8 protein-coding genes and 1 pseudogene are annotated in these 11,196 nt (G+C 72.3%); 2 read left to right on the top strand and 7 right to left on the bottom strand.

Annotation, left to right across the window (positions count from 1 at the left end; translation table 11 throughout):
- The 5 genes and pseudogenes from ABZ281_RS19195 to ABZ281_RS19175 form a co-directional block, all read right to left on the bottom strand.
- A pseudogene (locus tag ABZ281_RS19195) lies at nt 1-287 on the bottom strand (hypothetical protein); the annotation flags it as partial.
- 113 nt (nt 288-400) lie between these two features.
- Entirely contained in the window at nt 401-2,047 is a 1,647-nt protein-coding gene (locus ABZ281_RS19190) for a glycosyltransferase family 2 protein (RefSeq protein WP_356656964.1), read from the bottom strand.
- A complete protein-coding gene (locus tag ABZ281_RS19185; RefSeq protein WP_356656962.1) occupies nt 2,044-4,248 on the bottom strand; it encodes a CDP-glycerol glycerophosphotransferase family protein in 2,205 nt (734 codons plus the stop codon). The genes ABZ281_RS19190 and ABZ281_RS19185 overlap by 4 nt, the downstream gene beginning before the upstream one ends.
- Before the next feature lie 79 nt (nt 4,249-4,327).
- Nucleotides 4,328-5,158, bottom strand: a complete 831-nt coding sequence (locus tag ABZ281_RS19180; RefSeq protein WP_356656960.1) for an ABC transporter ATP-binding protein — start codon at nt 5,156-5,158, stop codon at nt 4,328-4,330.
- Nucleotides 5,151-6,065: an ABC transporter permease gene (locus tag ABZ281_RS19175; RefSeq protein WP_356656958.1), complete on the bottom strand. Its 915-nt coding sequence runs from the start codon at nt 6,063-6,065 to the stop codon at nt 5,151-5,153. The genes ABZ281_RS19180 and ABZ281_RS19175 overlap by 8 nt, the downstream gene beginning before the upstream one ends.
- Before the next feature lie 182 nt (nt 6,066-6,247).
- On the opposite strand from ABZ281_RS19175, the gene ABZ281_RS19170 reads away from it, so the two are divergent.
- Nucleotides 6,248-6,874, top strand: coding sequence for a TetR/AcrR family transcriptional regulator (locus ABZ281_RS19170; protein ID WP_356656956.1), 627 nt, complete (start codon nt 6,248-6,250; stop codon nt 6,872-6,874).
- 42 nt (nt 6,875-6,916) lie between these two features.
- Here ABZ281_RS19170 and galE read toward each other — a convergent pair whose 3' ends face one another.
- Together galE and ABZ281_RS19160 are read right to left on the bottom strand one after the other, a co-directional pair.
- Nucleotides 6,917-7,897: a UDP-glucose 4-epimerase GalE gene (galE, locus tag ABZ281_RS19165; RefSeq protein ID WP_356656954.1), complete on the bottom strand. Its 981-nt coding sequence runs from the start codon at nt 7,895-7,897 to the stop codon at nt 6,917-6,919.
- A gap of 81 nt (nt 7,898-7,978) precedes the next feature.
- Nucleotides 7,979-9,874: a glycosyltransferase gene (locus ABZ281_RS19160; RefSeq protein ID WP_356656952.1), complete on the bottom strand. Its 1,896-nt coding sequence runs from the start codon at nt 9,872-9,874 to the stop codon at nt 7,979-7,981.
- Between the two features lie 157 nt (nt 9,875-10,031).
- Between ABZ281_RS19160 and ABZ281_RS19155 the strand changes: the two genes are divergently transcribed.
- On the top strand, nt 10,032-11,196 hold a 1,165-nt coding region (locus ABZ281_RS19155; RefSeq protein WP_356656966.1), incomplete at its 3' end, for a glycosyltransferase family 39 protein.

The raw sequence follows: 11,196 nt of genomic DNA, 5'->3' as shown, positions 1-11,196 counted from the left end.
GGAGCCGGCCCGGGGCGCCTGTTCTTGGGGTGCCTGTTCTTGGGGTGCCTTAGGGCGATTCGAGTGGAGGACTTACCGAATCCGGCTAAGGCTTGGGGCGTGACTGCGAACGTCTCCGAGGAGCGAGTGGCCGCCCCCGTCTTCCCGGCCCGGTGCAGCCCGTGCAGGAGCGCGTCGAACACCAGGAAGTTCACCGTGACACCACTGCCGCCGACCAGCGCGAGTTTCCGGTACCTCACCTGCCACGGCCTGGGCTTGGACGGGCCGGTCGAGTCCAACGCGGTCAAGGCCCTGTCCATCGTGCTGGCTTCCGCCTTCCGCTTCGCCGCTACCGGACTGGGTGGTTCCCGCACGATGCGCGCCGCGCCCAGACCGGCCGTCGTCGCCCCAGACAGGTCGTCTACTTCAAGGCGCTCGCCAGCAAGCGTGCCGCCCTCTTCACCCTCGGGCGGGCCAGCCTGCGGGCCGTCGGGCGGATCAGCTTCGCCGTCACTCCCACCGGTTCCCAGCGGACCTGGAGGCGGCCCGGGGCATGGCCCTCCGGCTCCACTGTCAGGTGGTGGGACGGGACGCGGGTCGTCAGGGTCGGGAAGGTCAGGGGGGCCAGCAGCAGGCCCGTGTGGGAGAGGCCCTGGTGCTGGAGGCGGAGCAGCGGGTGGCGGATTCCCGCGAAGCCGTGGAGGGGGAGCGAGGCCGCCGCGAGGTCCAGGTGGGCGTGGCCCTCGAAGAGACCGGGGCGCACGGGGGCGAGGCGGAAATGGACGCGGAGGCGGCGGCCGCCCGGGGCGATGAGGAGCGTCGCCCGTTGCGGGCCCACGGGGAGGCGCAGCGCCGGGTCGTAGGTGCGGATCGCGAGGTCGATCGAGGCACCCGGGCCCCGGGTGATCTCCGTGATCTCGTGGCGGAACTGGGCGCTCGGGAAGGGGCGGGTCTCCAACTCCAGGTCGGATACGTCCAGTTCACGGCGTGACCATTCGGACTCGGGGATCCGGTCCCCCCAGTAGGTGCGGCCTCGCGCGTCGGCGGTCACGCGCCTCGGGCCCACTCCGTGGCCGAGGCCCCGGGCGGCCAGGCGGGCCTCCGCCAGGCGGCGGTCGCGGATCAGCTGGACGACGACGCGTTCGGCGCGCGGGAGACGCGCGAACGCGCCCGGCGTCAGCGTGTCGAGGTAGGGGGTGACGAGGTCCGCGAAGGACGTCAGCCAGGCATCGTCCCGGTAGGGCAGGTCACCGGCGTACATCCGGAAGTCGTGCTTGAGGAACTTGTGGTCCTTGTCCTCGCGCAGCGAACTGTGCCCGCTCTCGGCCAGGAACGCGTCGATGAGGTGCTGGACGTGGACCCGGTCCCGGACGTTGGCGAGCCTGTGCCGTTGGTTGGATATCGAAGCCGTCTCGGAGGCCGCGAAGGGCGCCACGTACCAGCGGTAGACCGGCTCCGGGATGACCGTGAAGGTCTTGGCCAGGCAGTATGCCTGCGCCGAGAACAGCTGGTCCTCGTAGTGGATGCCCTCGGGGAAGCGCAGGTCGTGCCGGTCGAGGAAGGCGCGGGCGTACATCTTGCTGGTGGACAGGTGCTCGAAGAACAGACGCGGGTCGGCCTCGATGCCGTCGAGGGTGCGGCGCTCGGCGACCAGGTGCGCCATCCACGTCGAGCGGCGGCCGTTGTCCGCGCGGACCCGCTGCACCGCCCCCATCGCGAAGTCGATCTCGCGTTCGCGATGGGCGGCGAGCAGCAGTTCCACGGCGTTGTCGGGGAGTTCGTCGTCGCTGTCGAGGAACATCAGGAACGGCGTACGCGCGATCTGCAGGGCCCGGTTGCGCGGAGCGCTGCAGCCGCCGCTGTTCCGCTCCAGGCGCAGGTGGCGGATGCGGGGGTCCTGGGCCGCGAGCCGCTGTGCCACGGCCGGGGTCGCGTCCGTGGAGTGGTCGTCGCTGATGACGATCTCGAGGTTGGCGTGGGTCTGGCGGCGGACCGATTCGACCGCGCGAGTGAGCCGCTCGGCGTCGTTGTAGACGATGACCGTCACGGTGACGTCGGGGGTACTCATGCGCCGGCCTCCTGTGGGGACGGGGCCGGAGTGCGTTCCTCGATCGGCAGCACGGGCGGCAGGTCCCGTCCCTCCTGGCCGAGAAAGACCCGGCGGACGACGCGTTCGGCGGCGCGTCCGTCGTCGTACTCGCAGAACCGGCGCCGGAAGACGGCCCGGGTCTTCGTCGCGCCCTCGTCGCGCCAGGCCTCGGTGGTGAGGATCTCCGTCAGCTCCTGCTGGGTGCGGGCGACCGGGCCCGGGGCCTGGTCCATCAGGTCGAAATAGACGCCGCGGGTCGTGCGGTACGTCTCCCAGTCGTCGGCGTGGATCACGATCGGCCGGTCGAGGTTGGCGTAGTCGAACATGATCGAGGAGTAGTCCGTGACCAGGGCGTCCGCCGCGAGGCACAGTTCCTCGACCGGGTCGTAAGCGGAGACGTCGATGATCCGGCCGGTGCGGCGCAGGTTCGTGAGCGGGGAGGCGGCGCCGCCGTAGAAGTAGTGGCCGCGCACGAGCAGGACCGTGTCCTCGCCCAGGCGGTCGGAGAGGGCCGCGAGGTCCAGGCGCGGGGTCCAGCCGGCCTCGTAGTCGCGATGGGTGGGCGCGTAGAGGACGGCACGGCGGCCCGGGGCGATGCCGAGGCGGTCGCGGACCGCGCGGATGTCGCCGGAGCCGGCCGTGTAGTACACGTCGTTGCGCGGGTAGCCGTGGTCCAGGGAGACGTAGCGCGACGGGTACGCCCGCTCCCACATGCGGGTGGTGTGGCTGTTGGCCGAGACGCTGAAGTCCCACCGGTCGATGCGCTCCAGCAGCGCCTGGAAGTCCAGGCCCTGCGCGGCGGCCGGGAACGCCATCTGGTCGATGCCCATGCGTTTCAGGGGGGTGCCGTGGTGGGTCTGGACGTGGATCGCGTCCGGGCGCTTGACCACCGCGTTCGGGAAGTTGACGTTGTTGACGAGGTACTTGGCCGTGGCCAGCACCTCCCAGTAGCGGCGGCTGCCGGGCACGACGTGGTCGGTGCCGGGCGGCAGGAGGGCCGCGTTCTCCTCGGTGACCACCCACACCGCGTGGATCTGCGGGGCCAGTTCGGCGAGCTTGGCGGCGATCGCGGCGGGGTTGCAGGCGACGCCGCGGTTCCAGTACGCCGAGAACACCGCGAGATGGGGATTGACGGGGCGGCCGAGCGCCCTGCGGTACTGGTGGTCTCGGAGCTTGGCGCCGGCCTGGCGCTTCCGGGTCCGCAGGACCGACTTGGCGGTGCGGCGGGTGTGGTTGACGGCCTGGAAGGCGCGGTACTTCGCGTAGGCGCCCTCCTCCAGCAGGGAACGGCGGACGCCTTCGAGCCCGGCCGGACGGCGGTGGTTCTCCGGGCGGCGGCGCAGGGCGGCCAGGGACGCCCGGCGGAAGAACTCCCGCGCGACCTCCTCCGGCATGCCGCCGCGCGCGAAGGTGCGCAGACAGTCGCGGACCATGAGGTCGTAGAGCACGGTGTGCGCGGCACGCCGGTCGCGGGTGAGGTCGAGGAGGGACTCGTAGCGCTCGACGAGGCCGTAGCGCTGCTCGGGCGTGACCGGGGGCAGGCTCGCGGGGCGCAGCCGGCGGTCCTCGTAGGCGACGTGCGGCAGGCAGGCGACGCGGCCGGCGAGCAGCAGGGCGGCCAGGGCGGCGTACGGCTCGTCGTCGGTGCTGAGCCGCGCCTCGTGCGCCCGCCAGAAGTCCGCGCGCAGGACGCGGGTGCCGAGCAGCGGGGTCAGCCGCAGCAGCGGGGCGCAGTCGTCGAGGGCGACGTCGGCACGGCCCGCCCGGGCGAGGATCGAGCCGTCCGGGGAGGGCATGCCGGAGGTGTGCCAGGTGCTGCGGACGTGGTCCAGAAGGAGGACGTCGACCTCGCCGGGGAGTTCGGCGACCCGTTCGGCGACCGTGCGCGGGGTGCCGGCGGGCAGGCCGTCCTTGGCGTGGACGAAGTGCAGCCATCGGCCGGAGGCCCGGGCCGCGCCCGCCGCCCGGGCCGCCGCGTCGCCCGTGCCGTCCGGCAGCGGCACAACGTCGACCGCGCCGCCGTCCGGGGCGTGCCGCTCGGCGGTCTCCCGGGCCCAGTCGCCGACCGCCGCCACGATCACCTCGGCGTCCTGCAGGGAGTGGGCGGCGAGCGAGTCGAGGAGTTCCGTCAGATGGTCCTGAACGTTCGGCCCGTGGACGACGACACTGAGCTCGGCCATCACGGGGACCCCCTCTCACAGCTGCACCGTATGCGGTCATGCTGCCATCAATGAGACAAAAGGGCCGACCGGGTGGGCCTCACGAGGGAACGGCGACCTTCGGCTTGGGCTTCGGCTTCGGCGTCTTGTCCCCGGTGAACGCCTCGTACTCCTTGAGGACGTCCTCCGTCGGCCCGTCCATGCGCAGCTCCCCGCGCTCAAGCCACAGCACCCGGTCGCAGGTGTCGCGGATCGACTTGTTGTTGTGGCTGACCAGGAACACCGTGCCCGCGTGCTTGCGCAGCTCTCGGATGCGTTCCTCGGAGCGCTTCTGGAAGGAGCGGTCGCCGGTGGCCAGCGCCTCGTCGATCAGCAGGACGTCATGGTCCTTGGCCGCGGCGATGGAGAACCGCAGGCGGGCTGCCATGCCGGAGGAGTACGTCCGCATCGGCAGCGTGATGAAGTCGCCCTTCTCGTTGATGCCCGAGAAGTCGACGATCTCCTGGTAGCGGTCCTTGACCTGCTCGCGGGACATGCCCATGGCCAGGCCGCCCAGGTGCACGTTGCGCTCGCCGGTCAGGTCGTTCATCAGGGCGGCGTTGACGCCGAGCAGGGAGGGCTGGCCGTCGGTGTAGATCCGGCCGTTCTCCACGGGGAGGAGCCCGGCGACGGCCTTCAGCAGGGTCGACTTGCCGGAGCCGTTGGTGCCGATCAGGCCGATCGCCTCACCCCGGTAGGCGACGAAGGACACGTTCTTCACCGCGTGCACCCGGCGCACGCCCGACGCCTTCTCGGTCTGCTTGCGGCGCATGATGCGATTGAGGGCGGCGGTCGCGGAGCCGCGTCCGGCGCCGGTGCCGTTGACGCGGTAGACGATGTCGACGCCGTCGGCGACGACGGTGGGGATCTTCTCGTTCGGGTGCTCAGCCACGGCCGTACGTCTCCTCAGCCTTCCAGAAGTAGATGAAGCCGCCGACGCCGGCGACCAGCGCCCAGCCGGCGGCGAGCGCCCACACGTGGGCGGGGAGCTGGCTCGCGTGGAAGCTGTCGATCAGGGCGAAGCGCATCAGGTCGATGTAGACGGCGGCCGGGTTGGCCGCCAGCGCGATCTTCACCGCGTGGGGCAGGCTGTCGTTGTTCGCCAGCTTGTCGATGCTCCACATGACGCCCGAGACGTACATCCAGGTGCGCAGCACGAACGGCATCAGCTGGGCGATGTCGGGGGTCTTGGCACCCATCCGGGCCATGACCATGGAGACGCCCGCGTTGAACGTGAACTGCAGGAACAGGGCGGGCAGTGCCAGCAGCCAGGACACGCCGACCGGCACGCCGAAGCAGAGCAGGATGACGATCAGCGCGCCCATCGAGAACAGCAGCTGCTGGAGCTGCTGGAGGCAGAAGGAGATCGGCAGCGCGGCGCGCGGGAAGTGCAGGGCGCGCACCAGGCCGAGGTTGCCGGAGATGGCGCGGGTGCCCGCCATGATCGAGCTCTGCGTGAACGTCCAGATGAACACGCCCGTGACCAGGAACGGGATGTAGTCCGGCACGCCGTGCTTGGTGCCGAGCAGTACGCCGAAGATGAAGTAGTAGACCGCCGCGTTCAGCAGCGGGGTCATCACCTGCCAGACCTGGCCGAGCTTCGCCTGGCTGTACTGGGCGGTGAGCTTGGCGGTGGCGAACGCGGTGATGAAGTGGCGGCGGGCCCACAGCTGGCGGACGTACACGGGCAGGGAGGGCCGGGCGCCGCTGACCGAGAGGCCGTGTCGGGCGGCGAGGGCCGTGAGGTCGTCGTCGGCCGGGGCCGGGGGCTGGGGCGGTGTGTGGAGGACCGTACTCACATCCGCTGCTTTCGCTCGGGGGTGTGGGACCAGAGAGCCGCGAAGAGCAGGGGGCGGGGTGGCTTTTACCGGGCTCTTCACGAATTCTTACGTCGGGACGGGCCCGTATCGTCGTAACGGCAGCGTACGTCGGCTGAACGTCGGAACGCAACCGTTTCGTCGTGACGCCCTATGCTGTCGGCATGACGACGAAGCCCGACGAGCCCCAGCAGCCCCCGCGCCGCCGGGCCCCCGCGGGGGCGGCCGTACTGCGGGAGGACGTGACGGAAGCGATCCGGGCCGCCGTCTTCGAGGAACTCGCGGCCGTCGGGTACGCGCGGATGTCCATCGAGGGGATCGCACGCCGGGCGGGAGTGGGGAAGACGGCGGTGTACCGCCGCTGGCGCTCGAAGCTGCACCTGGTGCTCGACATCGTCTCGGCGCTCGCCGTGCAGGGCCTGCCCGCGCCGGACACCGGCTCCCTGGAGGGCGACCTGCGGCTCCTCTACGAGGTGACGTCCCGCGCCCTGCGCCACCCCGTCGCCTCGCAGATCATCCCCGACCTCCAGGCCGAGGCGGCCCGCAACCCCGAGATCGCCGAGGCCATGCAGAAGGCCCTGCGCGAGGGGCAGGACGGCGTCGCCACCGGCATCGTGACGGCGGCGGAACGCCGCGGGGAGCTCGGCGAGGGCATCGACCACGACCTCGCGCTCGACCTGATCTCCGGCCCGCTGTACTGGCGCTCGGTGGTGATCCGCAACCCGAAGCTGCCGAAGGGGTACCTGGGCTCCCTGGCCCGGGCCACGGCGGAGGCGTTGCGGGCGCTCTGAGGGGCTCTGCCGTCAGGGCGGAGTGGTATGGCGACAGGCGGTTCAGCCCCGTCCCGCTTCCGGGTGCAGCCGCAGCCACCCCTCCCACGCGGACGTGATCATGTCCTGCACGTCGAGCCTGGCCTTCCAGCCCAGCTCCGCCGCCGCGCGGTCGGCGGAGGCGACGACGCGTGCCGGGTCGCCCGGGCGGCGGGGAGTGACCGCGGGCGGCCGGTCGTAGCCGGTGACCGCGTTGATGCGGTCGATCATCTCCCGGACGGAGACGCCCTCGCCCCGGCCGATGTTGAGCGTGAGGTCGCGGCCGGGGGAGGACCGTAGCGCCCGGGCCGCCGCGACATGGGCCTCCGCCAGGTCGACGACGTGGATGTAGTCGCGCACGCAGGTGCCGTCCGGGGTCGGGTAGTCGTCGCCGAAGACACGCGGCGGCGCGTCCTGCGTGAGCTTCTCGAAGACCATGGGCACGAGGTTGAAGACACCGGCGTCCGCGAGCTCCGGACCCGCCGCGCCCGCCACGTTGAAGTAGCGCAGGGACGCCGTCGACAGCCCGGTGGCCCGGCCCGTCGCGCGGACCAGCCACTCACCGGCCAGCTTGGTCTCGCCGTACGGCGACATGGGCACGCACGGCGTCTCCTCCGTGACCAGGTCCACGTCCGGCATGCCGTACACCGCCGCCGAGGAGGAGAAGACGAAGGACGCCACCTTCGCCGCCGTCACGGCGTCCAGCAGGACCCGCAGGCCCTCCACGTTCTCCCGGTAGTAGTGCAGCGGCAGTTCGACGGACTCGCCCACCTGCTTCTTCGCCGCGAGGTGGACGACGCCGGTGACCTCGTGGTCCGCGAGGGTGCGGGCGAGCCGCTCGGCGTCCAGGGCCGAGCCCACCACCAGCTCCACCCCGTCGGGCACGCGCTCGGCGATCCCGGTGGACAGGTCGTCGTACACCACCGCCTGTTCGCCCGCCGCGGTCATCGCCCGTACGACGTGCGCGCCGATGTAACCGGCGCCGCCGGTGATCAACCAGGTCATGTGCGGCGGTCCCCTCGTCAGTTCGCCCGTGGTGGTGGTGCTGTGTGCCGGTCCGTGGTGGTCGGTCGTCCTCGCGTGCTCTCAGTGAAGCAGGCGGCGCAGTCGTGTGCGTACGACCGACAGCACCCCGCGTACGCCCGGGGCCACCCGCAGCGCCAGCGCGCCGGAGTGGGTGGTGTACGGCTGTACGAGTACCACGCCGTGCCGGGCGCTCGGGACGACGCGGCGGCGCAGCAGACCGGCGCCCGTGAGGGCGTGCGCCGTGAGGTCGCGGCTCGCGCCGTCGCGGAAGCGGATGCGAAGACGCAGGTCCCAGGTGCCGGCGCCGGGCGCGGCCAGGGCGAGGAGATCGACGGCCGTCTCCGCCGACCAGGTGCCGTCGGATCCGGCGTAACCGTCACGACCGGCGGATCCGGCGGAACCGCCACGACCGGCGGATCCGGCGTAACCGTCACGACCGGCGGAACGGGTTGAACCGTCACGACCGGCGTAACCGTCACGACCGGCGGATCCGGTGTAACCGTCACGACCGGCGGAACCGGCGTAACCGTCACGACCGGCGGAACCGGCGTAACCGTCACGACCGGCGGAACCGGCTAGCCCGGAGGCTTCGTCGACTCCGGACGCCCCCGCGCACGGCGCGAGCGTCAGGCTCGCGCCGCGGACCACCACGTCACCGTCGTCCCGGTGCCGCCACTCCACGTCCACCGTCTCCGGGCCCGCCTGCGCCACCCGCCCGTACAGCTCGTGCAGGCGCAGACGCAGCCGGGTGCCCCGCGCGCCCGGCCGCAGCTCCGCGTCGACGGCGAGGGGCAGCGCCCTCACCGGCCGGGCCTGGAGCGGCTCCAGGGAGACCTGCGGGATGCCGTCCGACCAGACGGGCGTGCCGTCCGCGGCACGGGCGTACGGCGGATACAGGCGGGCCGGGCGGGCCGCGAGCTCCCGCAGCCGGGACAGGTCGCACGGCTCCGCGGAGGCCAGGACGACCCGCCCGATCAGCCGGCCGGGAGCGGCCGGGTTGCGCGCCCAGTCGTCGGCGTCGTACTCCGCGAGGTGCGCCCGCGTGAGCTCCCACCACGCGCGCCGGTAGGCGGCGTCGCGCAAGCCCAGTTCGCGCACGTACATCCGCAGGTCGTGGTCGAGGAACTTGGCGCGCGCGGCCCGCGCGAGTTCCTTCTGCCCGGCGCCCAGCAACACCTCGTACGCCTGACGGCACGCCTCCGTCCGGGCCCGCCAGTTCTCGACGCCGGACCGGTCCAGGGAGATCGACAGCCGCGCGTCCGACCGGCGCACATGCCAGACGTACACCCGGTCCGGGACCAGGGTGATGCGGGGTGCCGCGGCCAGGACGCGCGCGGTGAAGACGACGTCCTCGTACGGGAAGCGGCCCTCGGGGAAGCGGATGCCGTGCGCGCGCAGGAAGCCGGTGCGGTAGAGCTTGTTGACGCAGAGCGTGTCGTGGACCAGGCGCGTTCGCTGCGCGGGGCGAGGCACCACGGCGTGCAGCGCGTAGAGGCGCGGTTGCCAGGGGACTTCACGCCCCGACGGCAGCTCCCGGCGTACGCACAGGCCGCCGGCGACCTCCGCGTGCGTACCCTCGGCCGCTGCCAGCAGCGTGTCGACGGCGCCGGGCAGCAGGACGTCGTCGCTGTCCAGGAACATCACGTACGGCGAGGTCACCGCGTCGAGCCCGGTGTTGCGCGGGGTGCCGCAGCCGCCGCTGTTGGCCCGGCGGCGGATCACCTTCAGGCGTGGCTCCGAGGCGGACAGCCGTTCCAGCAGGCCGACGCTGCCGTCCCTCGAACAGTCGTCGACGGCCACCACCTCGCGCACGGCCGGTCCCTGGGCGAGCGCCGAGCGCACGGCGTCCGTCACGTGCGCGGCGTCGTCGTAACCGATCACCACGACGGTGACCTCGGCGGGCGGCCTCTGGGTGTGCCCCTCGGTATTCCTGGCGATCTCACTCTCGGCATTCATCACGGCGGATCGTAAGCCGGGCGAATGACATGAAAGTGCTAACACACCATCAAACCCCCGCGAAGGCTCTTATTCGGCACAGAATCGGGCCGTGAAGAGCGGACAGTCGAGGGGGAGCGGCCGGTTCGGGGCGGTGGTGGTGCCCACGGCGGTGCCGATGGCGGTGATGCTCACGATCGGGCTGTGGGGGCTGGACCGCGGCGGCATGTGGGGCGACGAGAGCGTCACCTTCCAGGTCGCGCAGCGCACGGTCCCGCAGATCTGGCGGCTGCTGCACGACGTTGACGCCGTGCACGGCCTGTACTACCTGTTCATGCACGCCGTCCTCACCGTCCACCCGAGCGAGGTGGTGCTGCGCCTGCCGTCGGTGTGCGCGGCGACGGCGACCGCCGGCCTGGTCGCTGCCCTGGGAGTCCGGCTGGCCGGGCCCCGGGTCGGCCTGTGGGCCGGTGTCCTCTACGCGATCACGCCGATGACCGGCCACTACGCCCAGGAGGGACGGTCGTACGCACTCGTCGCGGCGGGTGTGGCCGGGGCGACCCTGCTGCTGGTGAGGGCCGTGGACGCCGGGGGCGCCCGGGCCTGGTGGCCGTACGGGACGGTCGTCGCCCTGACCTGTGTACTGCACGAGCTGGCGGTACCGGTGCTGGGCGCGCACGCGGTGACGCTGGCCCTGCTGCGGGTGCCGAGGAGCGTGTGGTCCGGCTGGGGGCGTGCGGCGGGCGCGGTGGCACTGCTCGTGCTGCCGCTGGTATGGGTGTCGCAGGGGCAGGCCGGGCAGGTGGCGTGGCTGGTGCCGCCGGGGTGGGAGCGGGTCGAGAGGCTGGCCAGGAACTTCTCTCCCGGCCCGGCGGGGCCGGTGTTCTGGGGGACGCTGCTGCTGATGGCCGTCGGACTCCGGGAGCGGCGGACGGCCGCGGTCGCGGTGCCGCTGCTGCTGGTGCCGCCGGGGATCCTGATGACCGTGTCGCAGGTCCGGCCGCTCTACCACGACCGATATGTGCTCTACGCGCTGGCGGGCGCGTCCCTGCTCGTCGCGGCCGGGGCCGGGCGGGTCGCCCGGGGGCTGGGGCGGGTGCGGTTCGACGGGCGGCGGGTGCGGGTCGGCGGCCGGCGGGTGCGGGCCCTGCTGGGCGTCACCGGCGTGCTCGCCCTCACCGTCACCTTCCTGAACCAGCTCCCGGTGCACCGCCAGGACCGTTCCGCCGCCCACCGACCGGACAACCTCGCCGTGGTGTCCGCGCTCGCCGTCCGCCAGATGCGTCCCGGCGACCCGGTGCTGTTCGTGCCGTCGGTCGGCAGGCTTGCCGCGCTGGCCTACC

It is taken from the genome of Streptomyces sp. NPDC006265, from assembly GCF_040613555.1.
GTDB lineage: Bacteria > Actinomycetota > Actinomycetes > Streptomycetales > Streptomycetaceae > Streptomyces.
Note: the sequence above shows the minus strand (reverse complement) of the source record. Positions and strands in the feature narration are given on the sequence as shown.